Consider the following 23,832-nt stretch of genomic DNA (forward strand, 5'->3'; position numbering starts at 1 on the left):
ATGCAGGCGGACATATTAGCGCCGACGGCCGGTGATGCGCACCCAGCCATCGCGATTGGCGATCGGGTCGAGATCGAAGTCCTGTGCATAAGCGGCAGCGACTTCATCACCTTGTTCAGCGAGGATGCCCGACAGGGCCAGACGACCGCCGGATTTGACCAGGCCAGACAGTTGCGGCGCCAGCGAAACCAGCGGACCGGCAAGAATGTTGGCGACCAGTACGTCAGCTTGAACCTGCGGCAAGTCTTGCGGCAGGTACAGCGGGAACAGTTCGTCGGCAATATTGTTGCGACCGGCGTTGTCGCGCGAGGCTTCCAGTGCCTGCACGTCGATGTCGGTACCAACGGCTTCTTTCGCACCGAGCAACAGGGCGGCGATCGCCAGAATTCCCGAACCGCAACCGAAGTCGAGCACGTCGCAGTCTTTCAGGTCCTGGCCGTCGAGCCATTCCAGGCACAAAGCGGTGGTTGGGTGAGTGCCGGTGCCGAACGCCAGGCCCGGATCCAGCAGCAGGTTGACCGCATCAGGTTCCGGCGCGGCGTGCCAGCTCGGCACGATCCACAGGCGCTGGCCGAAACGCATCGGCTGGAAACCGTCCATCCAGCTGCGCTCCCAGTCCTGATCTTCGATGACTTCGCTGTGGTGTTCGGGTAGCGGGCTGCCGGTCAGCAGTTCCAGGTGGGCCAGTACCGGGGCTGGTTCGGTGCCGCCTTCGAACAACGCCAGCAAGTGGGTGTGCGACCACAATGGGGTGGTGTTGAGTTCCGGTTCGAAGATCGGCTGGTCTTCGGCGTCCATGAAGGTCACCGACACGGCGCCGACTTCGAGAAATGCGTCCTCGTAGGTTTCGGCTTGTTCGGGGGTGATGGCGAGACGGACTTGCAGCCAAGGCATGGCGGGCACCTTTGAAAATCTGTGGGGCAGCCCGAAGCTGCAAAAGCGCGCAGTTTACGCCAGGTCGCCGGCAAAGTGGACACGCCTCTTGGCTGTTACACATTCGCCGGCGCGATATACATATGTATCCCCGGAGCGCGGTTGCCGGCAAATAGAGTGAAAGCTCATTTCTACGCAAGCGGGCTGGACGATATGGCGAGTGAACAAGGGATTGTAGAAGAAAAACCACCGGAAGCCGCTGCGCCCACAGGAACGGCCCAGGAGATTCTGCTGCGGATCACGCGTTGGCAGGTACTCATCGACAAGCGCCTGAGCAGTCAGCTGACCTTATTGGAGGCCATGGAAGCTTTCGCGTTGACCGAGCTGCGCAATCATTACCCGCACGGCAATATCGATCCGGGTTTTGTGCTGGCTTTGCTCGATTCGATTCTGCAGAAAATCATCGACGGCAAGCCGATGATGTACCTGGCGATTCAGGACGCTCCGTACCGCTGGCCGGGTGCTGCTGACCGGGGATTTCCGCTCGGCCATCGTCAAGCGGTCATCCAGACTGTGGAGAGCGTTTCTGAGCATTTCCTTGATCAATACAAAAACTACCTGCGAACACATTGGGAAACCAAGGGGCAGGAGGCTGCGTTCGATCAGTTGGTTTTGCGCAAATTGCAGCGTTATATCGATGACATCGACGCGCTGTTCCACACTGACCGGCTCGTGCGACTGACGCCGGATCGATTGCGCAGGCAAATCGAAAAGGTTCAGGAACGAGGCGCTCGCCGCTATCGGTTGACCGCACTGGCAACGGGTGCGGAAAAGAAGAGGCTCGAAGCGCAGTCATACGCGCAATTGCCGCATTGGCTGCGGGTGCTGAACGAACCGGAGCGTGCCAGGCTGCGCCGTTATCAAGAACAGACGTCGCAGGCCCAGGCAGCGCTCGATGATCTGCTGGAAGGCTACGGCTCGTTGCGCGCCTATGCCCGGCAACAGGCGATTGACTATATCCAGCTCAAACTCGACATGGAGGTGGAACCGGACCGGATCGATGTCCGCCTGAGGTGGCTTTCAGCGGTCGGCGAGCCGACGCAGAACCGCAGTTTGAGCCAGTTGCTCGCGGCGGGGCCGATCGGTACGGATTTCGCTGCCGTTCTGGAAGTCACCAGTGGTCCTTCGCGACGCAATCAGCCGCTGGAGCCGGCATTCATCGCCGACATGCTGGCCGGCCAGGATTATCCGGTCGGGTACCTGCGAGCCCTCGCCGGGCAGTATGAGCGCGAGGACGTACAAAAGGCCTTGATCGACTGGTTTGTCGCGCGACTCAAGCAAAGCGCGTTCGTTGCGCGTTGTGCGGGGCATCTGGCGGTGGACGATCATGATCGTCTCGAATCGATGTGGGCGGGGGAAGCCATGGGCGAATCTTTGCGCGTCGCCGCACTGGCTTTACCCAACGGCATGCAGTGTGCCGACTTTCTGGTGTTTTACCGGCAAGAGCCTGCACCAGCGGTGAGCGATCTGCTGCTGTACGCGCCAAACAAGCCAGACGGCCAGGAGTGGGTGCGCCTGCCTTCGCTGGCGGCATTGACCGGAGAGGTCTGGGGCTGGACGCAGAGCGAGTCCGGTCGCGAATATCTTTTGCAGCAGCTTTCTCCCACTGCCCATCGCCGAGCGCGGGAGTATCTTGTCGCCGTGGCTGCCGACCCTGGCCGTTGGGGTATGAGCAGTGATATTCGGCGTGCGCCCCTGCCGTTCGCTCAGTGCGTCGAAGCGGCTGTAAAAATGGGCCTGGCCAAAAACCTGCAGCAGGTCGAAGAGGACAATTTACTGCGCTGGAACTCAACGCTGACCCTGGATGCGCGTCGACGCCTCAGCAGCCTGAATCAGGAGCTTGTTGTTCATCAGCAGGTCTTCAATGAGTTGCTGGGCGGTTTCGAAGTCTTTGTCGATTTTGCCAGACGCACGGTGACCGCAGAGATCGCGCCTTATATGCGCAGCAAACAGGTGCTGGAACCGGTTGATCCGGCCACCGTGTTGATCGATTACAACGCCGGCATCGCCGATCGCAGGAAACAGTCGGTAGCCAGCCTGCTCGATCTGGCGATCTACGGCTACGACGACAACGCTGGTATCGACAATCCGAAAAAGGGCGTGCGCTCATCCGTTGGCCAGGATCTGAGCGAGGTGCGCAGCGCCGATCTGGCGTTGTATCTGCGCGGGGCCTGGCTGGGTGAGAAGTACGCCAGCGAGATCCGAGGCAAATATCTCGACGCTCGCCATGCGGACTACGAGCCGCGCCGGTTTGCCTGGCGCAATGTGCTGCTGTCGACAATGGATCGTGACTTGCGGGTTGCGCGAAGTCAGGCACGGCTAAGCGACACGGTGTATACAGCGCTCGTCCGCCAGGTCTCGCTGTTGAGTCAATTGCCAACGTCAGGGGGCCATTTGCCGGGCGCCAGCAGGGTCACGACTGACGGCGTATTCAGGTTTACTGTGCGTGGTCATGTCGTACTCGGGGTTTATGTTTTTACCGCTTTCGATCCCGAGCCGTCTTGGTGGTTGTATACCCCGGATGCTCCTGACGGCCTTGCGGTGCGCCCGTACCATTCACTGTTTGGCGACATCGCCGGCGAGCTGCATGACTACTTGATGGCGCGCACGGCGGTTGCTGCACGCAAAACCGTTTCGCTCTCCTTGCATGCGATAGCGGTAAAAAATCAGCGCGTCGATACGCTGTACGAAGCGCAGCGAGTGAGCGACGCGCGGGGTGAGTTCAACGCTTACATCGAGCGCACGGTTACGGATGTGCACGACATCACGACCAGCCGCGCGGAAATGATCGAAAGACAGGTGGTCAAGGGACTGATGTTCGCCGCCGCGCCGTTCTGCATGGTGTTTCCGCCCTTCGCCTTGTTGTTGGACGTGGTGTTCATCGCCGTCAGTGCCGGTGATGCCGTCGCGGCGCATCTGGAAGGCGATGTCGATGGCGCGCTCGGCCATTGGCTTGAGGCGTCGTGGGGCGCGCTGTTTGCCATGGTTGGCGCCGGCAGTACGGTCAAGTTACTCGGGCGCACGGTCAGAAATCTGAAGCACACGACGCGGCCGGTCTCATTGCTCACAGAACGCTTGAGCACCGTGGCTCCGATTCGCAAGGAAGCGTTGCCGGCGGTTCGCAAGGTGCGTTTTCACGCCAGACAGGCCGTCAGCAACAAGCCGGATAATTTGCAGCAGGTCACTGAAGAAGGTGTCTTTTTTGGCACATGGCGCAGTCCGCCCAGTGCTGCGCAGCCCCAACCGACCTATTACATCCGCAACAGAGGCAAGTACTTCCAGGTCAGGGAAAACCCGCATTTCGGGGGGCTCAGCCTGATCGATGCCCGGCGCCCCGAAGCCATTTATCAGCGCCCCGTACGTCTGACTGCGAGTGGCAAATGGACGCATGACCGGGTCGGGCTGCGCGGCGGCAATGATCAGGTACGTAATCTTGGTCGAGTGAACAATCTGCGCAATGCGTTTCCCGGCCGGGTCGAGCCAGTGCTGAACCGTGGTGCGTTGCAGGGCGAGGCTGTGGTGGCGAAGTTTGTCGCCGGGTCTATGGACAATTATCTGTTTTCGCTGAATGCGCAGACCTGCGTGATTGCCTCGATGTACAACCCGACGACAAAGGTCGGCGCAGTCATTCATTTCGATCACAACATTCGCTCGCTGATCAACCACACCATCAAGGATGCGATGACGCGTCTGGGAGGCTCGCCCAAAGATGTTCGGGTCACGCTGGTGGGCGGTGACTGGCTGACCGGCACCGACATCGGTGGACCGGTCAGGAGTGTATTGCGTCAACAGGGGCTGAGGCCGACATGGGATTACTGGTCGTATTCTTCCTGTCTGGGTAATACCTATGCTGTTTCGTTGAATCTGAACAACGGTGTTTCGACGGTGTTCAAGACTTCCGCCAGCCAGGTTGAACGCTTGTATTCGCCGGTTTTGCAGCGGGCCAGATATGCCAGCGATCCGGTGTCGAAACGCGCACAGGTATTCATGGAGCGGTTTCGTCGAAAGCCATTGCACCAAGATGCCTCTGGCGCTGTAGTCGACCAGAACGGGCGCCGGGCAACCCCTGAAATGATTCAGGGGCAAGCTTTTACCTTGGTGTCGATGAACTGATGCGCTGGTTGCAGGCATAAAAAAACCCGATCCACAGGGATCGGGTTTTTCCACGCCAGGTCAGTCTTACGACTGCTTGGCCAGCTTGTGCTCGAGGTAGTGAATGTTCACGCCACCTTTGCAGAAGCCTTCGTCACGAACCAGGTCACGGTGCAGCGGGATGTTGGTCTTGATCCCGTCAACCACGATTTCGTCCAGGGCATTGCGCATGCGGGCCATGGCTTCGTCGCGGGTCGCGCCGTAAGTGATCAGCTTGCCGATCAGCGAGTCGTAGTTCGGTGGAACCGCATAACCGCTGTACAGGTGCGAATCGACGCGAACGCCGTTGCCGCCTGGTGCGTGGAAATGCTTGACCGTGCCCGGACTCGGCATGAAGGTTTTCGGGTCTTCAGCGTTGATCCGGCATTCCAGCGAGTGGCCACGAATAACCACGTCATCCTGAGTGAACGACAGCTTGTTGCCAGCGGCGATGCTGAGCATCTCCTTGACGATGTCGATACCGGTAACCATTTCCGAAACCGGGTGCTCCACCTGAACACGGGTGTTCATTTCGATGAAGTAGAAGCGACCGTTTTCGTAGAGGAACTCGAAGGTGCCGGCGCCACGGTAACCGATGTCGATGCACGCCTTGACGCAACGAGCCAACACTTCTTCGCGAGCCTTCTCGTCGATGCCCGGTGCCGGCGCTTCTTCGAGAACCTTCTGGTGGCGGCGTTGCAGCGAGCAATCGCGGTCGCCCAGATGGATGGCGTGGCCCTGGCCGTCGGACAGGACCTGCACTTCGACGTGACGCGGATTGGTCAGGAATTTTTCCAGATAGACCATCGGGTTGCCGAACGCCGCGCCTGCTTCGGAGCGGGTCAGTTTCGCCGAGGCGATCAGGTCTTCTTCCTTGTGCACCACGCGCATGCCGCGACCACCACCGCCGCCAGCGGCTTTGATGATCACCGGGTAGCCGACTTCACGACCGATGCGCAATGCCGTTTCTTCGTCTTCCGGCAGCGGGCCGTCGGAACCTGGAACGGTTGGCACGCCTGCTTCGATCATCGCGTGCTTGGCCGAGACCTTGTCACCCATCAGGCGAATGGTTTCGGCTTTCGGGCCGATGAACGCGAAGCCGGAGTTCTCGACCTGCTCGGCAAAATCGGCGTTTTCCGCGAGGAAACCGTAGCCTGGGTGAATGGCGGTAGCGCCAGTCACTTCAGCGGCAGCGATGATGGCCGGGATGTGCAGGTAGGACTGAGCGGCAGAAGCCGGGCCGATGCAGACGGATTCGTCTGCCAGACCCAGGTGCATCAGCTCTTTGTCGGCCTTGGAGTAAACGGCGACGGTCTTGATGCCCATCTCTTTGCAGGCACGCAGAATCCGCAGGGCGATCTCACCGCGGTTAGCGATCAGAACTTTTTCCAACTTCGCAGTCATCAAAGGCTCTCCGCAGTTCAAACGATGGTGAACAGCGGTTGGTCGTACTCAACCGGCTGGCCGTCTTCGACGAGGATGGACTCGATCACACCGCTGGTTTCAGCTTCGATGTGGTTCATCATCTTCATGGCTTCGACGATGCACAGAGTGTCGCCTTTCTTCACGGTCTGGCCGACTTCAACGAAGGACGGCGAGGTTGGCGAAGATTTGCGATAGAAGGTACCGACCATCGGCGAACGGGCAACAGTGCCGTTCAGCGCTGGTGCAGCAGCGGCAGCCGGGGCTGCGGCAGCAACCGGAGCAGCAGCGGCGGCAGGTGCGGCAGCCGGAGCGTGCATCGGAGCCGGCGCGTAGTACTGCTGAGCCGGGGTCTTGCTGTGACGGCTGATGCGTACGGACTCTTCGCCTTCCTTGATCTCGAGCTCGTCGATGCCGGACTCTTCCAGCAATTCGATCAGTTTCTTAACTTTACGGATATCCATGAATCATCAACTCCCAAGGGTCGGTCAGGGGCGTTTAACGCTTGTAGTTCAAGCCGTTGCCTGTGTTTCAAGCTGTTCTAGCGCAGCCTCCAGGGCCAGTCGGTAACCGCTGGCGCCAAGGCCGCAGATCACTCCCACCGCTACGTCGGAGAAGTAAGAGTGATGGCGGAAAGGTTCGCGTTTGTGCACGTTGGACAAATGCACTTCGATGAATGGGATGCTCACTCCCAGCAACGCGTCACGTAATGCGACACTTGTGTGCGTAAAAGCTGCTGGATTGATCAGAATGAAATCGACCCCTTCGCCACGCGCGGCGTGGATGCGGTCGATCAATTCGTACTCGGCATTGCTTTGCAGATACAGCAGATGATGGCCGGCTTCACGAGCGCGGCGCTCCAGATCCTGATTGATCTGCGCCAGGGTCGTTGAACCGTAAGTGCCGGGTTCTCGGGTGCCGAGCAGGTTCAGGTTGGGGCCGTGCAGCACCAGGAGGGTCGCCATCTGCGTAGTCCTTGTTATGAATGAGCAATCGTCAGAACCCGGCGACTATGCCGCAAAGACTTTGTGACTGTCCAGTTCTATGCAATAGCCAGCACGATGGCCGATGTTTGCGCGAAATATGTGACTGAGGGTCCTAATCCGGTCACTTGTGGTGACCCCCCTGTAGGAGCTGCCGCAGGCTGCGATCTTTTGATTTTCAAGAGCAAGATCAAAAGATCGCAGCCTTCGGCAGCTCCTACAGGGATTTTCGTCAGACGCGGAAGGCCTGCACGGCTGTATGCAATTGCCCGCCCAATGCCAGCAAGTTCTCGCCTTGTTCGCGCCCGCGGCCGATCCGCACCAGATTATCCCCACCCAACTGATGAATCCGCTCACTGTGATCGCGAATCTCGCTGACCGCGCCGCTCTGCTGCGCCGTGACGTCGGCAATGCGGATCGCCGTGTCGGAAATGGTCTGGATCGCGCCGACGATTTTATCCAGCGCGCCATCCGCCGCTTGCGCCTGATTGGCCGTGGCTTCGGCGTGCTCGACCTGCGCGCGCATGCCTTCGACCGATTGACGAGCAGCGGTTTGCAGGCCGGCGATCAGGGTTTGAATTTCGGCAGTTGCGCCGGCTGTACGTTGTGCCAGCGAGCGCACTTCTTCAGCCACCACGGCAAATCCTCGACCCATTTCCCCGGCACGCGCCGCTTCGATCGCCGCGTTAAGCGCCAGCAGGTTGGTTTGATCGGCAATCGAGCGAATCACCGTCAATACGCCACCAATGGTCGCTGACTCCTCGGCCAAATGCTCGATCATTTGCGCGTTGCCCTGAACCTCACCGACCAGCGCGTGCAGGCCGGTGAGGCTTTGGCCAATCACCGACTGGCCATGCTCGACCGCCAGTCCGGCATGACGGCTGGCATCCGCCGCCTGCTGCGCATCGCCAGCGACCTGCTGAATCGTCGCCTCCAACTCGCCGAGTGAATCGCGGATCAGCGCGGTGTCACCGGCCTGATGTTCGGCGCCGCTGTGCAAGTCGTTGCTTAGTTCGGCGAGCGTGCGACTGCTGCCTGCGACTTGTTCGGCATTGCCGCGAATTGTCCCAACCAAGTCCACCAGGTAGGCACGCAAGCGATTGAGCGAGGCCTCGATGTCGTGCAGTTCACGGTTGGTTTTGCCCAAATGAATGTCGCGGCTGAAATCGCCTTCGGCCCAGTTCGACAGCGCCGGAGCGAGATTGGTCAGCGTGCGGGCCAGCCGCCGCTGCAAGGTGTCGATGAGCAACGCAATCAGCAGAATCAAGCCGATCATCACGCCTTGCATCAGCCGCACTTCGCCTTGAATTTGCCCGTGCTGCGCGCGCACGACCGGCTCAAGTCCGGCGATGGCCTGCTGCACGGCGGCGATTTTCTGGTGGGTGGCGGTGCTGAGGTCGGTGCGTTTCTGGATCTGATCCCGTGTGCGTGCCAGCTCCGCCGGATAGCGTCCGAGCAAGCTGTTGAGCTCACGTTTGAGTCCGACACCGGCGTCTTCGGCAACGGCTTTTTCGCTGCTCTCGATGCCCATCATTGCCGCAAAGTCATCACTGCCCGATTCGCTTTTGGCGACAACACCGAGCAAGGGCAGGGCCTCAATTACCTGAGCTTGCGAGCGGATATTGGTGACTTCGCGCTCAACATCGGCGGCCAGTTCACTGCGCCCGCTGCTGACCAGTTTGTCCCGCGCCAGTGACAGTTTGCCTAAGTGCTGAGAGGCGACGAGCAACGGCGTCAGATAAGCCGCGTTGCCGTTGGCGTAAGTGCTGAGCTGATCGAGGCTGGCGCTCAGTTCGCGCTCTGCCTGCAACAGCAAGGCCTGCGGGTCGCCCGCCAGTTTGCCGGCAGCGAGCAAGTCGGTCTTGCTGAATTCATCAAGGCCCGACAGGCTCGGGCGCAGGGTGTCGGCCAGCGCTGGCGGCAATTCGCCGAGTTCTTTCTGCAAATTGTCGATGGCCTGACTGGCACTGCTCAGGCGCAAGGCGTCGCCGCTGGCGAGGTAATCCTCGACGTTGCGTGCCACCTCGTTCTGAAATTGTTGCGACAGACCGAGATAGCGCTCCATCAACAGGTACGGGCGCTCAAGGGCTTTTTGCGACCACCACAGCGTCGCGCCGAGTGCGAGACACACGGCGACCAACAGCAGGGTATTGAGATTGGTGAGCAACTTCAGGCGCATGACGGCTACCAACGGCAGAAATGGTAAGCGCCTGAATTTATTGCGGTTCTGTTACAGGGTTATGACCGAATCAGTGGAATCCGATGAAAAAGTGGCACTTTGCTTTGATTCGCGCGCGGTCTGCACGCGATTGCGCCCGGCACCTTTGGCCCGGTACAGCGCTTCGTCGGCCTGACTGGCCATCATCAGGCTGTCGCAGTCATCGTGCATTTCCACCACGCCGGCACTGAAGGTGCACCACAAATCCTGCGGCTGCGCCGGGTAATGGATTTCAGCGAAGCGCTGGCGGATCTCGTCGAGCACTTTGTGCGCGGCTTCTATATCGGTGTCGGGCATGACGATGGCGAATTCTTCGCCGCCGTATCGGCCAATGAAATCGGTTTTGCGCAAACGCTGCTTGAGAAACAGCGCGAGGCTCTTGATCACCCGGTCGCCCATCGGGTGGCCGTGGCTGTCGTTGACCCGTTTGAAATGGTCGATGTCGAGCATCGCAAAGCTCAATGGCTTGTTCTCGCGGCGGGCGCGGAACGAGCAGTCTTCGAGCAATTGCAGAATGTGCGTGTGGTTGTACAGACCGGTGAGGCTGTCGCGGACCATCCGTGCTTTGAGGTTGCGTGCGCGGGCGGCGCGGTTGCGCACGGTGGTGATCAGGTGGCGCGGCTTGATCGGTTTGGTCAGGAAGTCATCGCCGCCCTCGCTCATGGCGTCGAGCTGCTTGTCCAGATCGTCCTCGGCAGACAGGTAAATGATCGGCACGCTGACATAGCGATCGTTGTGGCGAATCACTTTGGCCAGTTCGGTGCCAGTGCAGGCTGGCATGTACATGTCGAGGATGATCAGGTCGGGCTGGAAATCGGCCAGTTCCGCCATCGCCTGAATCGGTTCGATCAAGGTACGCGTGACGATGCCGGCGCTGTTGAGCAGGCGCTCGGTGTGCAAGGCCTGCGCACGCGAGTCGTCGATGATCAGCACTTTATAAGGTTCGTACTGGGCGACGCAGGTGAGGACTTCTATCTTTTCCAGCAGGCTCGACGCTTCGAGGGTGCCGGTGAGGAACTCCTGGCCGCCGGCGCGCACGGCGGCGAGACGGGTTGGCGTGTCGGTTTCGTGCAGGCTGAAGAACAGCAGCGGCAGCGGTTCTTCCAAACCGACCTGAGCCTCCGCGGCGAGTTTCAGGCCGATGCCGGCGCCGCTGAAATCGACGTCCATGACGATCGCCGCGGGCAGGCGCTCGACCATCGAGGAGCGAAACGCCGAAACGCTGTCCAGCGCCTGCGCGCTCAGACCGAAGAATTCCAGTTGTTTGGCCAGGCGTTCGGCGCGGTCGTGATCTTGCAGCATCACATAGATCGGTTTGCGCAGCGGTGGCAGGAAAGTCTGGTCGAGTTGATCGCCATGGCGCAGGCCGGTGCGTGACAAGCGCTGCATCAAGCGATTGAGGTCGGTGATCAAGCCACTGCTCAGGCGACCGCGATTGGCGTCCACCGCTTCCAGCGATTGGCTGATATGGCGCGCAAGCTGCGTGTGTTCGGGCTGTTCGAAGCGCTCGGCAAAACGCAGCAGGCGCAGGTTGGCCTCGCTCAGTTCGGCGAGATCGACATTGGACCACTCAGTGCGTTGCAGGCGCTGCCATATCTCAAGAATCTGACGTGCCTGATGAATTACCCGCTGGGCAAAGTGGTGCTTGAGACGCTCACGGCTGGGGTCTTCTGGCTCGGTCATATCCTGACTACTAGTTAGGCTGCATGCTGAGATCGACTGGTGGCTCTATGCTAGCACCTCTTTTCCCTTACACGAGTGTCGTACGTCAATAATCTGCAATGCGTCACCATTCAGTTTCTGACCGTACGGTTTTGTTTTTGACCTGAGTGTCTGACAAGTCCCCGTCGGCCGGGCACTCCCTGACTAAGCTGGGTGATCAGGATGACGGGGCAGTGGTGCTTTTATCCGTGCAGTGAATGACCTTTGCGATGGTTTTCAATCCGATGGGCTGAAGCATGGGCATCGGGGATTCCCTTAGTCATCGTCGAAGCGTCATTCGCCCATACGAATTGCGGCTTATCTTTACGCGCGGGTGCCCGGCCTCGGCACGTTGTTGTATGGTTGTGGTCGAACCGTTGAACCCAAGTGATTGAAAGGATATCGCCATGCTGGACTGGAAAAACCGCGCGGGCAGCGCGCCTGAACGTGCCGCCGAACCCAAGTCGGCCACCCGCAGCTATGTTGGCGGATTGCTGTTCAGCCGTGCATTGGCCACGCTGATCGGCATCTACCTGCTGGTGACCATTGGCCTTGGCTGGTACTGGAGCCAGGAGCCGGCGCTGTTTCCGGTCGCACAAAACGCGCAAGTGGCGGCCGAGAAAGAAGGCAAGCAGATGGTGATCGGCTACACCACCGTCGAAACCCTGAAGACCGTTGCCGGCACCTTGCTCAACAAGCCGGGCGGCTACATTTCCAACGACCGCTTCCCGCCGGGCCTGTGGATGGACAACACGCCAAGCTGGGAGTACGGCGTGCTGGTACAGGTGCGTGACCTGACCCGTGCCCTGCGTAAAGACTTTGCCCGTTCGCAGTCGCAGTCGGCGGAAGATGCCGATCTGGCCAAGGCCGAGCCGCGTTTCAACTTCGACAACAAGAGCTGGATCCTGCCGTCGAGTGAGTCGGAATATCAGGAGGGCATCAACTCGCTGAGTCGTTATCAGGCGCGCCTGTCTGATCCAACCCAGAAAAACGCGCTGTTCTATGCTCGCGCCGACAACCTGAACAACTGGCTGGGCGATGTCGGCACCCGTCTCGGTTCGCTGTCGCAACGCCTGTCGGCCAGCGTAGGCCGGGTCAAACTCAATACCGCGCTGAAAACCGAAGTGCCGGCGATCGGCGAAGTGCCGCAGGTTGACGAAGAAGTCGTCGAGACCCCGTGGATGCAGATCGACAACGTGTTCTACGAAGCCCGCGGTCAGGCCTGGGCACTGTCGCACCTGCTGCGCGCCATTGAAGTCGATTTCGCCGATGTGCTGGCGAAGAAGAACGCCACCGTCAGCGTGCGTCAGATCATCCGTGAACTGGAAGCCTCGCAGGAGCCGGTCTGGAGTCCTATGATTCTTAACGGCAGCGGCTTCGGCGTGCTGGCCAACCACTCGCTGGTCATGGCCAACTATATTTCCCGGGCCAACGCCGCGGTGATCGATTTGCGTCAACTGCTCAATCAGGGCTGATTCATGAGCCACAACGCCAAAGAGGCGGCCCATCGCGCCGCCTCGGATGCCGAACAGATCGCCTGGGTCGATGAGCAGGACAACCTGCTCGGCGCGCTCGTGCGCGCCGATTTGCGCGAGCGCGGACTGATTGGCCGTGGCACCTACATCATGTTGTTCAATTCCGCCGGTGAGCTGTGCGTGCACCGGCGCACCTTGAGCAAGGCGATTTATCCCGGCTACTGGGACGTCGCGGCGGGCGGCATGGTCCAGGCAGACGAAACCTACGCCGAGTCAGCGGCCCGTGAACTGGAAGAGGAATTGGGCGTCAGCGGCGTCGAACTGACGGCTCATGACCATTTCTATTTTGAGGACACCGGCAATCGCCTGTGGTGCTCGGCGTTTTCTGCCGTATGGGACGGCCCGTTGAAACTACAACCGGAAGAGGTGCTGGAAGCGCGCTTTATTCCGGTCGAGCAGGTGCTGCAGGAAATCCAGCAGGAGCCTTATTGCCCGGACTCTCTGGCCGCATTGAAGCGCTATCTCAAGGCGCAACAAAGCGACGTCGCAAAGAACACATAAATTGGCGCCGATTGGCACTTAGCAATCGGGATTTTTGCCGTTACACTGCGCGACCTTTTCAAGCTGCACCGCGAGTGCTTTTTGTAGGAGCTGCCGCAGGCTGCGATCTTTTGATTTTTTGTTTTGGCGTCGAAATCAAAAGATCGCAGCCTCGTTTCATTCGACAGCTCCTACATTTGGCGCTTTATCGGTGCAGTAGCGCTGCCCCTGCCTGAGTGGGGCTTCGCGGTCGATGACCTTGCCCAAGGTCGCGATCAGTCTTTGTCCTCCCGAGAGGATTGCCGGTGGCCAAAAAAGCCGCATCCTTCGCCGCCCTGGGCGGCCTGGTATTTTCCACCGACGCAGGTCGTCATTGCCCGGAATGCAGTAAGCCGGTGGACGCCTGTATCTGCAAACAAACCGTGATCCCGGCTGGCGACGGCATTGCCCGCGTGCGACGCGAGAGCAAGGGCCGTGGCGGCAAAACGGTGACTACCATCACCGGCGTGCCACTGGCCGAAGACGCGCTCAAGGAGCTGGCGACAACGTTGAAGAAACGTTGCGGCACCGGCGGCGCGTTGAAAGACGGGATCATCGAAATCCAGGGCGATCATGTCGAGCTACTCTTGGCTGAGCTGATCAAGCACGGTTTCAAAGCGAAGAAGTCCGGCGGCTAGCAGCCTCTGTGAAAACCACCTGCGGCTTGATCCGGCGCTGAAACACTTCAGATCCGGCGTCGTCTCCATGGTTTTCACAGAGCCTGTTCATGACCGGTTTCTAAACTCCACGCAGTCAGTGCGGTCTACCGCCGCGCTGACAAACCGTCATTTTCATTCTTTAGAATGCGCCGGCCTGAGATCAGGCGACGCACTATGACTTCTTTATAGGGGACTTCGATGTCCGTACGACGCACACGCAAAGACGATGGCAGCCAATGGACAGTTGCGGACAGCCGCAGTGTTTACGGGATTCGCCATTGGGGGGCCGGGTATTTCGCGATCAATGACGCCGGTCGCGTCGAAGTTCGTCCGAACGGTCCGAGCAGCTCGCCTATCGACCTGTTCGAACAAGTCGACCAACTGCGCAAAAGCGGTTTGTCCTTGCCGTTGCTGGTTCGCTTCCCCGACATTCTGCAAGACCGCGTCCGTCAGTTGACCGGTGCCTTCGATTCGAACATCGAGCGCCTGGAGTACCAGAGCAAGTACACCGCGCTGTACCCGATCAAGGTTAACCAGCAAGAAGCGGTGATCGAGAACATCATCGCCACCCAGGACGTCTCCATCGGTCTGGAAGCCGGCTCCAAGCCTGAGCTGCTGGCCGTGCTGGCGCTGGCGCCGAAGGGCGGCACCATCGTCTGCAACGGTTACAAGGACCGCGAGTTCATCCGTCTGGCGCTGATGGGCCAGAAGCTCGGCCACAATGTCTTCATCGTTATCGAGAAAGAATCCGAAGTCGGTCTGGTGATCGAAGAAGCCGCCTCGCTCAAGGTCAAGCCACAGGTCGGCCTGCGCGTGCGTCTGTCGTCGCTGGCGTCGTCGAAGTGGGCGGACACCGGTGGCGAGAAATCCAAATTCGGTCTGTCGGCAGCACAACTGCTGTCGGTGGTCGAGCGTTTCCGCGCGGCTGGCCTGGATCAGGGCATTCGCCTGTTGCACTTCCACATGGGCTCGCAGATCGCCAACCTGGCTGACTACCAGCACGGCTTCAAGGAAGCGATCCGTTACTACGGCGAGCTGCGCAATCTCGGTCTGCCGGTCGATCACATCGACGTCGGCGGCGGTCTGGGCGTCGACTACGACGGCACGCACTCGCGCAACGCCAGCTCGATCAACTACGACATGGACGATTACGCCGGTGTCGTGGTCGGCATGCTCAAGGAATTCTGCGACGCGCAGAGCCTGCCGCATCCGCACATTTTCTCCGAAAGCGGCCGCTCGCTGACCGCGCACCACGCCATGCTGGTGGTGCAGGTAACCGACGTCGAGAAGCACAACGACGAGATCCCGCAGATCGAAAACAAAGAGTCGCTGCCGGAAACCGTGCAGTGGCTGGTTGACCTGCTCGGCCCGACCGACATCGAAATGGTCACCGAAACCTACTGGCGCGCCACCCACTACATGAGCGACGTTGCCGCGCAATACGCCGATGGCAAGCTGACCCTGGCTGAAAAAGCCTTGGCCGAGCAGTGCTACTTCGCCGTCTGCCGTCGCCTGCACAACTCGCTGAAAGCCCGTCAGCGTTCGCACCGCCAAGTGCTCGACGAACTCAACGACAAGCTGGCCGACAAGTACATCTGCAACTTCTCGGTGTTCCAGAGCCTGCCGGACACCTGGGCAATCGATCAGGTCCTGCCGATCATTCCGCTGCACCGTCTCGATGAAGAGCCGCTGCGTCGCGCGGTGCTGCAAGACCTGACCTGCGACTCCGACGGCAAGATCAATCAGTACGTCGACGAGCAGAGCATCGAAACCAGCCTGCCGGTACACGGTTTGAATGAAGGCGAAGACTACCTGCTGGGCGTGTTCCTGGTTGGCGCCTATCAGGAAATCCTCGGCGACATGCACAACCTGTTTGGTGACACCGACTCGGTGAACATCTACCAGAACGCCGATGGCAGCGTGTACCACGCCGGTATCGAGACCCACGACACCATCGAAGACATGCTGCGTTACGTGCACTTGTCGCCGGAAGAACTGATGACTCACTACCGCGACAAGTGCGCCAGTGCCCGCATCAGTGCCAGCGAGCGCACGCAATTTCTCGATGCCTTGCGTCTGGGCCTGACCCGCTCCTCCTACCTGTCTTCCTGAGGCCAGGTGGCGATCTTGCCGGGTTGTCTGAATTTTTCCTGAGCGTGGCGGAAAATTCGGATGACCCGGTGGGATATCTCCCAAAATCTTCGCGAAATCCATGGCATTCCTGGCCAGCAAAGTCATCCGGTCTGCTTTTCGCGTAGGTCATTTCCTAAGTTGTACTTCAGCTCTCTACTCGGCCATGGCTCTCGGCGAGAATCCCCGACCGCCCCTCCTGTAGAGATCCGCCCATGTTCGAACCAGTCAACGAGTCGTCCTTTCGTCTCGATGTAGCGGGCCTGTCCGACCCTTTCGAAGTCCTGGCCTTTACCGGTAGCGAAGCCCTCAGCGAATCCTTTGCGTTCGAGATCGATGTGTTGATCGACGATCCGCACCTGGATCTCGCCGGCCTGCTATACCGTTCGGCGTTCCTCTGTTTCGGGCCGTCGGGGGAGGGCGTGCACGGGCAATTGCAGAGCCTTGTCCAGCATGAACACGCAGAGGGTTCGAGATTGAGCCGGATCCGTCTGGGGCCGAAACTCGGTTGCCTCGCGCTGCGCTTCAGTCAACGCATCTTCAGTGGCCGTTCGGTGCCGCAGATCATCGAACAAGTGCTCAGGGAGCACGGGATTGCCGGCGCCCAGTGCCGCTTCGATCTGTCTGCCGGCTACCCGGCCCGGACGTTCTGCACGCAGTATCGCGAGTCCGATCTGCAACTGCTCCAGCGCTTGTGCGCGCAGGCGCGGATTCACTATTACTTTGAACACGATCGCGACCGGCATTGCCTGGTGTTCGCCGATGATCCGGCGCAGTTACCCGTGGCCGGTGCCGCGCAGTATCCGCGCGGGGACGACGGGCAAGATACGTCTCCCGCGTTGCGGCAATGGCAATTGCAAAGTGCAATTGAGACCAGTTTATCGGGTGTGCAACGGGCTGAAGGCCAGAGTGAACTGCCAGCGTTGCGCAGCGGTCACTGGCTGCGGTTGGCCGGTCATCCCTTCGCTGAATGCAATCGGCCGTGGTTGCTGACACGCATTGAACATCGCGCCGATCCATCCCGTGAACCTCCCTACGTCAACCGCCTGTTCGGCACGGTGCAAGTGCCGTACACATCGGCTACAGCGCCATCGCGCCTACGCATGCACAGCCTGCAACGGGCCTGGGTGGTGGCGGTCGATGAACCGCAGCCTGACCGGATGCGCCCGGTGGCGGTGCAATTCGACTGGCTCTACCAGGGCGAAGGGGCCGCTCCGAGTCATTGTTGGCTACCGCTTGCGCCGTCCCTGGCGCAGGTGTCCATGGCGGCGCTGAGCGAGGGTGTCGAGGTGGTTGTGAGTTTCTTCGAGGGGGATCCGGATCAGCCGATGATCAGCGGTGTGCTGCAGCCGCCATCCGCCGTTGTCGACACCGATGATGACCTGCCGTTGCCTCTGCCCGACAGCCTGGTGAGTGACGGCTTGCAGCAACTGCTGACTTGCGGTGAACCGTTGCTGCTGTTGTGCCTGATCCCCGGCGGCGGCAGTTTCAACCATTGCTCTCAATCGGTGTGCAGTTGCCGACTGGTCACCGCGCTTGAACAGAGCGGCGCAACATGAATGGCGCGGCGCTTGAGCCCATGGCGCAGTGGCTGCTGCTCGATGGCCCGGATGCACCGCAGGCCTTGCTGACCCTGCACCGGGCTTTTGCCGGTGTGCAGTGTTTCAGCCTGTTCGAAGGCACTGAGTTCGAACCGGTCAGCGAGCATGGCCCGGTGTTGATCGAGCTGCGTGACTGCCCGGCATTGGCTGCGTTGTGTCACAGCGACCCAAACACCTGGCGCGGGCTGTTGCTGGGCAGTGAGGTTTCGGCGCAACAACTGCTGAGTCACTTGCAGCGCATGCTCACGGTGTCGTTTGGATTGAATCACCGGGCTTTGCTCAGCTATTACAACCGGCAGACCGCGAGCTATTTTTTCGATGCCTGCGATGCTGCTGAGCTGAGCCGCTGGCTCGGGCCGATCCGTCAACTGCGCTGGTTCGGTGGCACTTGGGCCGACCGGGCGATTGGCAGTCTGGGCTGGCAGCAGTTGCGCAACCCGGGGCTAGCCGTCGAGCCGCTGAGCATCGAAGAAAGCCTGACCCGGCGCCAGCGCGAACGCCTGCAAACCTGCTTGCTGGAGCAGCATATCTGGCGCTGGTGCCAATCGCTGGGAACCGATTACGCGACGATGGCCTCCCATGTGCATCAAGGCCTGACGCTGGGATTCAGCGACCGCACCGTGCTCGATGGCTGGTTATGGCTACGCTTGCTGCATCCGCGAGCCGTGCTGGTGCCACCGCCGGTGGGGCTGACCCAGCAGCAGCGGCTTGACCATGTACGGCGCCAGTGGCGCAGCGATCAGTCCTGAGGCGAGGTTCGGCGCGTATGGCAGGTTTATTCCGGCAAGGGTGGGGGATCGTGTTGCTGCTGGTGCTGGGCGGTTGTTCGCCGGTGCAGGTGCTCAATGCGTTGACTCCGGACAGCACGTACGCCAAAACCGTGGGCATCGCCTATGGCGACGATCCTCGGCAGAAGCTCGACGTGTATGTGCCGCATCAGCCGATGCCCGGCGCGCCGGTGGTGGTGTTTTTCTATGGCGGCAGCTGGAACAGCGGTTCGCGCGTCGACTACCGCTTTGTCGGCGAAGCGCTGGCATCCCGAGGGATTGTTGCCGTGGTGGCGGATTACCGTTTGTATCCACAGGTGCGCTATCCGCTGTTCCTGCAAGACGGCGCGCGTGCGGTGGCATGGACCAAAGCGCATATCCACGAGTTTTCCGGCAACCCGCAGCGCTTGTATCTGATGGGACACAGCTCGGGCGGGTACAACGCGGCAATGCTCGCGCTGGACAGCGAATGGCTCGCGGCGGTGGGCATGTCGCCCAGGGATGTACAAGGCTGGATCGGTCTGGCCGGGCCGTATGATTTTCTGCCGATCAAGAATCCCGAGGTGCGTCCGGTGTTCTTCTGGCCGGATTCACCGCCGCAGTCGCAGCCGATCAACCATGTCAGTCGCGGCGCACCGCCTGCGCTGTTGATTGCGGCAAGCCGGGATGATCTGGTCAACCCGACGCGCAACACCGGTGGCCTTGCGAGCAAGCTGCGCGAGGCCGGTGTGCCGGCGCAGGATTTGTATTACTCGCGGCCCAGCCACATAACCTTGGTAGCGACCCTGTCGCGGCCGTTGCGGCGTCTGGCGCCGGTGCTCGATCAGGTGGTCGGGTTTATCGCCCACACGCCGAGTCAGTGAACGCCGCCACTGAACCAGCCATCGTTGCGCTTGAGCCACCAGGCTTGCGCACCGAGGGTCAGGCTACGCAACACCATGAACAGCAGAAAAGATATCCACAGCCCGTGATTGCCCAGACCTTGCAGCGCCCAGGCGAACGGCAATAACAGCACCACGGTGATCAGCATGCCGTTGCGCATTTCCCGCGCGCGGGTGGCGCCGATGAACAAACCGTCGAGCAGGTAGCTCCAGACTGCAATCAGCGGCAGCACGGCGAGGTAGGGCAGGTAGACGAACGCGGTGTCGCGCACGCTCTGGATATCAGTCTGCATCTCGATGAACAAGTGCCCGGCCAGCAGGAACAGCATGGCGAAGCCGAGGCTGGCGATCAGTGACCAGCCGCCAGCCACCACCAGCGAGCGACGCAGGGCCAGACGATCACGGGCGCCGATGGCGTGTCCGCACAAGGCTTCGACGGCATGGGCCAGACCATCCAGCGCATGCGCGGTGAGCAGCAAGCCATTGAGCAGCAGCGCGTTGGCGGCCACCGTCGAATCACCCAGTCGCGCCCCTTGCACGGTGATCAGGAAAAACACCGATTGCAGCGCCAGGCTGCGGATAAAGATATCGCGGTTGACCGCCAGCAACGGGCGCCAGCTCTGCCAGATTCTCAGCGCTGCCCAAGCGATGTGCCCGGGGTACGCGCGCAGCGCCTTGCGGGTCAGCAGCAGGCCGAGCAGGGCGCCGCTCCATTCGGCGATCACCGAGGCGCGCGCCGAACCGACCACGCCCCAGTCCAGGCCGATGACGAACCACAGATTGAGGACGATGTTGATCAGGTTGGTGGTCAGCAGAATCGCCAGCGGCGCCCGGGCGTTCTGTGTGCCGAGGAACCAGCCGACCAGCGCATAACTGGCCAGCGCCGCTGGCAGGCCGAACAGCCGCGTGTGGAAGAAGTCCCGAGTGAGCTGATCCAGCTCCGCCGACGGTTGCATGAAGTGCAACGCAACACCACTCAGCGGCACACCCAAAGTGCCAAGCACTAGCGCCAGTCCCATCGCCAGCAGCAAGCCCTGCAACAGAATCTGCCGCAACGCCGCACCGTCGCTGCGCCCGGCGGCTTGCGCGGCAAACCCGGTGGTGCCCATGCGCAGAAAGCCCATGGCCCAGGCGAGAAAGGTGTACAGGCTGGCACCGACCGCCACCGCGCCTAATTGATGGGCGTGGGGCAAGTGGCCGATGACGGTGCTGTCGACCAGCGCCACCAACGGTACGGAAATATTGGACAGAATCATGGGCGCGGCGAGTGCCCAGACCTTGCGGTGCGTCGGGCGGTCGCGCCAGTCGGCGATCAGAGTGGACATGCGGGCTCCTTGGGGAGCGGCATTGTAGCGATTCCTCTGGCCTGAAACGCGATTCACTGTAGGAGTGAGCCTGCTCGCGATAGCGTCCGTTCAGTCAAAACAGCTTCGAATGACACACCGCTATCGCGAGCAGGCTCACTCCTACAAGGTTTTGTGGCGCTAGTGAATAATCCAGCTAAGCAACCACAACCCCAGCAACAACCAGATGATCCCGGCAATGATCGACGCATTCATGAACGCGCGAATCGCCGACCACAACAGCATCAATCCGACAATCAGGGCGATGATGCTGATGATCGAGGTGTCCATGCCCAGGGTTTTGGCCAGCCCGTCGACAAAGTTGCCACCGGCATTGCTCAGAATGTTGAACAAGCCACTGAGGCCATCGACGATAAAGCGGATGACCGAACCGAGCGCCTGCCCGAGCCATTCGAAAAAGCTTTCTACCTGCATGTGTGCATCCTGATGAAAGAGCTGAGCCTTGGGCCACAACGCGGGTGGCCGAGTTCCCTGCATGATAGAAGGTTTGCACCCATTCTGTGTGGGAGCGAGCCTGCTCGCGAATACGGTGGATCAGATAATTGATGGGTTTGAATGACACACCGCTTTCGCGAGCAGGCTCGCTCCCACATTAGATCACCTGCGCCGCTTGCCTTTGGTGGGTATCCCCCCGAAGCTATACGCCTTCAGGAGAGCCCGATGAACCTTGTTGAACTGACCGAACGCCTGCACGCCATTCGCGACCGCAATGACTGGCGGCAATTTCACAGCCCGAAAAACCTCGCCATGGCGGCCAGTGTCGAGATGTCCGAACTGGTGGAAATCTTCCAGTGGCTGACGGAAGACCAGTCGCGCCAGTTGCCCGCCGACAAACTCGCCCACGCCGGGCAGGAAGTCGGCGATATCGTGTTGTATCTGTTGCTGCTGTGCAGCGAGTTGGGCCTGGACATGAATGAAGTGGTGCGCGCCAAGCTTGCCGACAGCGAACGGCGGTTCAGCTGATGAGCGACCGGCATTTCGATCAGTTGGCGACGCGGTTCGCCGAAAAAATCTATGGCGGTGCCAAAGGCGCGATTCGCCTCGCGGTGTTGCAGGCCGACCTAATCGAGGCACTGCCGGATCGTCCGTTGCGAGTGCTCGACATTGGCGGCGGCCTCGGCCACATGTCGCTGTGGCTGGCCGAGCGCGGCCATGACGTAACCTTCACCGAGCCCGCCGCACCGATGCTCGACGGTGCGCGCCAGCGCTTCGCCGACGCCGGGCAAACCGCAACATTCATCCAGGCGCCGTGGCAGGAACTGCTCGGGCAACTCACTGAACCTTACGATCTGGTGATTTGCCACGCCGTGCTCGAATGGCTCGCCGAGCCTCACGCGATCCTGCCGGTGCTGCATCAACTCACCAAACCCGACGGCTGGTTGTCGCTGGCGTTCTACAATCGCGACGCGCTGATCTACCGCAACCTGCTCAAAGGCCATTTCAAGAAAATGCGCAAGAACAGCATGGCCGGGGAAAAGCAGAGCCTGACCCCGCAACAGCCCCTTGATCCACGGGAATTGGCAACGCAACTCGAAGGCTTGTGGCAGGTCGAAACCCAGAGCGGGATCCGGGTTTTCCACGACTACATGCCGGTGGAATTCCAGGCCCGCGCCGAACTCGCGGATTTGCTCGAGATGGAGCTCACTCACCGCCGTCACCCAAGCTTCGCCGGGCTTGGGCGCTACTTGCACTGGATCTGCCGGCCGATCTGATCGGAGCGCGACATGAAAGCTCAATCCGGGTTATTGCTGATCTGTCTGGGGTTGGCTGCCTGCCAGGGCAGCAACCCCTACGTGGCGCAGTCGCGGCCCCTGCCGCCGGCGCCAGCGCAAGCCGCCACCACCTTCGACCGTAGCGCTTACCCGGCGCCACCGCGTGACTACGGACGCTATCGCAGTTGGGCCTGGCTCAACGGGCAGTTGCCGCCGGGTACGGCGTGGGCGGACTCGGCGCAAGTGGCCGAAGCGGTGAGCAATGCCCTCGATCAGCGCGGTTTGCGACCGTTGCACGACAACCGCCCGGCCGACCTGTTGGTCAGCGCCGATCTGCGGCTGGAAACGCGTTTGCGGCAGGTCCAGGACGACTACGGTTATTACGGCGGCGGATACGGCGGCTATGATCGCTACGGCCGCGGTTACGGCATGTACAACACGGTGCCGATCGTGCGCACGTATTCGGAGCAGGTCGTGGTAGTGCAGGTCAATCTGTTCGATGCCGGCAGCGGGCAACCGGTCTGGAGTGCCAGTGCCGAAACCGCGAACAAGGGCAGCGAAATCGATCGCACCGATTCGATCCGCGAAGCTGTGGAAAAGGCCATGTCGGCGTATCCTCCGAGTTAGCTTTCTGCCAACGGGGAAGCTGCCGCAGGTTCATGTCTTCAACCGGAGAAAAACCATGTTCCGCCGTCTCGCTTTACTGGCCATGGCCGCGCTGCTCAGCGCCTGCGCCGCCAACCAGGTCAACCACGACTTCGATGCCAGCCGCGACTTTGCCGCCTATCGCAGCTGGAGCTGGAAAGACCCCGCCCTGCAATATCGCCCCGATGATCCACGAATCAAAAGCGACCTGACCGAACAGCGCATCCGCCAGGCCGTCGCCGATCAGCTCGACCAGCGTGGTTTGCGTCCTGCGGCGGCGGGGGCCAAGGGTGATTTGAGTGTGCAGACCTATCTGATTGTCGAAGATCGTCAGCAACAAGTGACGACCAATTACGGCGGTGGTTGGGGTGGCCCGTGGAATGGTTACTGGGGCGCACCGATGTACAACGAAACGCGCAACATCACCTACAAGGTCGCGACCATCCAGATCGACCTGCTCGACGGCAAGGACGGCAAACTGGTGTGGCGCGGCAGCGATGAGCAGATGCTCGCCAGCCGGCCGAATCCGCAGGATCGCAGCAATGCCATCCGCGAGACGGTCGGGCGGATTCTGGCCAACTATCCACCGCGCTGAATCTGTTCAGGAAAAACGGGAGCCCTTGAGTTCCCA

At 60.6% G+C, this 23,832-nt stretch carries 20 protein-coding genes; 12 read left to right on the top strand and 8 right to left on the bottom strand.

Translation table 11 applies throughout. The annotated features are described in order from the left end of the window. Nucleotides 1–15: 15 nt before the first annotated feature. Entirely contained in the window at nt 16–894 is an 879-nt protein-coding gene (prmA, locus tag ACOYXH_RS28885) for a 50S ribosomal protein L11 methyltransferase (RefSeq protein ID WP_093430245.1), read from the bottom strand. A 192-nt stretch (nt 895–1,086) separates the two neighbouring features. Here prmA and ACOYXH_RS28890 point away from each other — a divergent pair, with 192 nt between their 5' ends. Next, nucleotides 1,087–5,046, top strand: coding sequence for a ferritin family protein (locus tag ACOYXH_RS28890; protein ID WP_460410143.1), 3,960 nt, complete (start codon nt 1,087–1,089; stop codon nt 5,044–5,046). A 66-nt stretch (nt 5,047–5,112) separates the two neighbouring features. Here ACOYXH_RS28890 and accC read toward each other — a convergent pair whose 3' ends face one another. The 5 genes from accC to gcbA form a co-directional block, all read right to left on the bottom strand. Further along, nucleotides 5,113–6,468, bottom strand: coding sequence for an acetyl-CoA carboxylase biotin carboxylase subunit (accC, locus tag ACOYXH_RS28895; RefSeq protein WP_095126109.1), 1,356 nt, complete (start codon nt 6,466–6,468; stop codon nt 5,113–5,115). A gap of 17 nt (nt 6,469–6,485) precedes the next feature. Next, complete coding sequence (accB, locus tag ACOYXH_RS28900) at nt 6,486–6,950, bottom strand: acetyl-CoA carboxylase biotin carboxyl carrier protein (protein ID WP_093430248.1); 465 nt, start codon at nt 6,948–6,950, stop codon at nt 6,486–6,488. Between the two features lie 48 nt (nt 6,951–6,998). Further along, on the bottom strand, nt 6,999–7,451 hold the full coding sequence (gene aroQ, locus ACOYXH_RS28905; protein WP_093430249.1) for a type II 3-dehydroquinate dehydratase: 453 nt from the start codon (nt 7,449–7,451) through the stop codon (nt 6,999–7,001). 250 nt (nt 7,452–7,701) lie between these two features. Continuing rightward, nucleotides 7,702–9,648: a methyl-accepting chemotaxis protein gene (locus ACOYXH_RS28910; protein ID WP_460413253.1), complete on the bottom strand. Its 1,947-nt coding sequence runs from the start codon at nt 9,646–9,648 to the stop codon at nt 7,702–7,704. A gap of 51 nt (nt 9,649–9,699) precedes the next feature. After that, nucleotides 9,700–11,370, bottom strand: a complete 1,671-nt coding sequence (gcbA, locus tag ACOYXH_RS28915) for a diguanylate cyclase GcbA (protein WP_095047359.1) — start codon at nt 11,368–11,370, stop codon at nt 9,700–9,702. Nucleotides 11,371–11,795: 425 nt separating this feature from the next. Between gcbA and ACOYXH_RS28920 the strand changes: the two genes are divergently transcribed. From ACOYXH_RS28920 to ACOYXH_RS28950, 7 genes are all read left to right on the top strand, one after another. Beyond that, complete coding sequence (locus ACOYXH_RS28920) at nt 11,796–12,863, top strand: DUF2333 family protein (RefSeq protein WP_016984927.1); 1,068 nt, start codon at nt 11,796–11,798, stop codon at nt 12,861–12,863. A gap of 3 nt (nt 12,864–12,866) precedes the next feature. Next, nucleotides 12,867–13,424, top strand: coding sequence for an NUDIX hydrolase (locus tag ACOYXH_RS28925; RefSeq protein ID WP_460066994.1), 558 nt, complete (start codon nt 12,867–12,869; stop codon nt 13,422–13,424). 284 nt (nt 13,425–13,708) lie between these two features. Then, nucleotides 13,709–14,080, top strand: a complete 372-nt coding sequence (locus ACOYXH_RS28930; RefSeq protein WP_007914613.1) for a translation initiation factor Sui1 — start codon at nt 13,709–13,711, stop codon at nt 14,078–14,080. Nucleotides 14,081–14,299: 219 nt separating this feature from the next. Next, nucleotides 14,300–16,213 carry an arginine decarboxylase gene (gene speA, locus ACOYXH_RS28935; protein ID WP_038360569.1) on the top strand — a complete coding sequence of 638 codons (1,914 nt, stop codon included), beginning with the start codon at nt 14,300–14,302 and terminating at the stop codon, nt 16,211–16,213. A gap of 233 nt (nt 16,214–16,446) precedes the next feature. Continuing rightward, complete coding sequence (locus ACOYXH_RS28940) at nt 16,447–17,790, top strand: type VI secretion system Vgr family protein (RefSeq protein WP_095047361.1); 1,344 nt, start codon at nt 16,447–16,449, stop codon at nt 17,788–17,790. Continuing rightward, entirely contained in the window at nt 17,787–18,581 is a 795-nt protein-coding gene (locus ACOYXH_RS28945) for a DUF4123 domain-containing protein (RefSeq protein WP_095047362.1), read from the top strand. Before ACOYXH_RS28940 ends, ACOYXH_RS28945 begins: the two co-directional genes overlap by 4 nt. A gap of 17 nt (nt 18,582–18,598) precedes the next feature. After that, the gene (locus ACOYXH_RS28950) at nt 18,599–19,462 is read left to right on the top strand and encodes an alpha/beta hydrolase (protein ID WP_095047363.1); all 864 of its coding nucleotides are present in this window, start codon (nt 18,599–18,601) and stop codon (nt 19,460–19,462) included. On the opposite strand, the gene ACOYXH_RS28955 is transcribed toward ACOYXH_RS28950, so the two are convergent. Together ACOYXH_RS28955 and ACOYXH_RS28960 are read right to left on the bottom strand one after the other, a co-directional pair. Continuing rightward, nucleotides 19,456–20,805 (bottom strand): MATE family efflux transporter, encoded by a 1,350-nt coding sequence (locus ACOYXH_RS28955; protein WP_220557554.1) that lies wholly within the window; start codon nt 20,803–20,805, stop codon nt 19,456–19,458. The genes ACOYXH_RS28950 and ACOYXH_RS28955 overlap by 7 nt on opposite strands. 159 nt (nt 20,806–20,964) lie before the next feature. Beyond that, complete coding sequence (locus ACOYXH_RS28960) at nt 20,965–21,258, bottom strand: hypothetical protein (RefSeq protein ID WP_007914623.1); 294 nt, start codon at nt 21,256–21,258, stop codon at nt 20,965–20,967. A 246-nt stretch (nt 21,259–21,504) separates the two neighbouring features. Between ACOYXH_RS28960 and ACOYXH_RS28965 the strand changes: the two genes are divergently transcribed. Genes ACOYXH_RS28965 through ACOYXH_RS28980 form a run of 4 tightly spaced genes read left to right on the top strand, consistent with a single transcriptional unit; the run spans nt 21,505 to nt 23,796 of the window. Next, a complete protein-coding gene (locus tag ACOYXH_RS28965; RefSeq protein WP_007914625.1) occupies nt 21,505–21,807 on the top strand; it encodes a MazG-like family protein in 303 nt (100 codons plus the stop codon). Further along, a complete protein-coding gene (locus ACOYXH_RS28970; protein ID WP_460410145.1) occupies nt 21,807–22,556 on the top strand; it encodes a methyltransferase domain-containing protein in 750 nt (249 codons plus the stop codon). The genes ACOYXH_RS28965 and ACOYXH_RS28970 overlap by 1 nt, the downstream gene beginning before the upstream one ends. Nucleotides 22,557–22,568: 12 nt before the next feature. After that, on the top strand, nt 22,569–23,183 hold the full coding sequence (locus ACOYXH_RS28975) for a DUF4136 domain-containing protein (protein ID WP_095047366.1): 615 nt from the start codon (nt 22,569–22,571) through the stop codon (nt 23,181–23,183). A 55-nt stretch (nt 23,184–23,238) separates the two neighbouring features. Beyond that, nucleotides 23,239–23,796, top strand: a complete 558-nt coding sequence (locus ACOYXH_RS28980) for a DUF4136 domain-containing protein (RefSeq protein ID WP_095047367.1) — start codon at nt 23,239–23,241, stop codon at nt 23,794–23,796. Nucleotides 23,797–23,832 lie beyond the last annotated feature (36 nt).

Source organism: Pseudomonas sp. Mb7 (assembly GCF_054790525.1).

Bases quoted from the DNA above. Each gene is read 5' to 3' on its own strand.
- ACOYXH_RS28945 (WP_095047362.1), top strand. From the start codon at position 17,787: ATGAATGGCGCGGCGCTTGAGCCCATGGCGCAGTGGCTGCTGCTCGAT.
- ACOYXH_RS28965 (WP_007914625.1), top strand. From the start codon at position 21,505: ATGAACCTTGTTGAACTGACCGAACGCCTGCACGCCATTCGCGACCGC.
- ACOYXH_RS28920 (WP_016984927.1), top strand. From the start codon at position 11,796: ATGCTGGACTGGAAAAACCGCGCGGGCAGCGCGCCTGAACGTGCCGCC.
- ACOYXH_RS28980 (WP_095047367.1), top strand. From the start codon at position 23,239: ATGTTCCGCCGTCTCGCTTTACTGGCCATGGCCGCGCTGCTCAGCGCC.
- ACOYXH_RS28910 (WP_460413253.1), bottom strand. From the start codon at position 9,648: ATGCGCCTGAAGTTGCTCACCAATCTCAATACCCTGCTGTTGGTCGCC.
- speA (WP_038360569.1), top strand. From the start codon at position 14,300: ATGTCCGTACGACGCACACGCAAAGACGATGGCAGCCAATGGACAGTT.
- accC (WP_095126109.1), bottom strand. From the start codon at position 6,468: ATGACTGCGAAGTTGGAAAAAGTTCTGATCGCTAACCGCGGTGAGATC.
- ACOYXH_RS28890 (WP_460410143.1), top strand. From the start codon at position 1,087: ATGGCGAGTGAACAAGGGATTGTAGAAGAAAAACCACCGGAAGCCGCT.
- ACOYXH_RS28950 (WP_095047363.1), top strand. From the start codon at position 18,599: ATGGCAGGTTTATTCCGGCAAGGGTGGGGGATCGTGTTGCTGCTGGTG.
- ACOYXH_RS28955 (WP_220557554.1), bottom strand. From the start codon at position 20,805: ATGTCCACTCTGATCGCCGACTGGCGCGACCGCCCGACGCACCGCAAG.
- ACOYXH_RS28970 (WP_460410145.1), top strand. From the start codon at position 21,807: ATGAGCGACCGGCATTTCGATCAGTTGGCGACGCGGTTCGCCGAAAAA.
- aroQ (WP_093430249.1), bottom strand. From the start codon at position 7,451: ATGGCGACCCTCCTGGTGCTGCACGGCCCCAACCTGAACCTGCTCGGC.
- ACOYXH_RS28975 (WP_095047366.1), top strand. From the start codon at position 22,569: ATGAAAGCTCAATCCGGGTTATTGCTGATCTGTCTGGGGTTGGCTGCC.
- prmA (WP_093430245.1), bottom strand. From the start codon at position 894: ATGCCTTGGCTGCAAGTCCGTCTCGCCATCACCCCCGAACAAGCCGAA.
- ACOYXH_RS28925 (WP_460066994.1), top strand. From the start codon at position 12,867: ATGAGCCACAACGCCAAAGAGGCGGCCCATCGCGCCGCCTCGGATGCC.
- gcbA (WP_095047359.1), bottom strand. From the start codon at position 11,370: ATGACCGAGCCAGAAGACCCCAGCCGTGAGCGTCTCAAGCACCACTTT.
- ACOYXH_RS28940 (WP_095047361.1), top strand. From the start codon at position 16,447: ATGTTCGAACCAGTCAACGAGTCGTCCTTTCGTCTCGATGTAGCGGGC.
- ACOYXH_RS28960 (WP_007914623.1), bottom strand. From the start codon at position 21,258: ATGCAGGTAGAAAGCTTTTTCGAATGGCTCGGGCAGGCGCTCGGTTCG.
- accB (WP_093430248.1), bottom strand. From the start codon at position 6,950: ATGGATATCCGTAAAGTTAAGAAACTGATCGAATTGCTGGAAGAGTCC.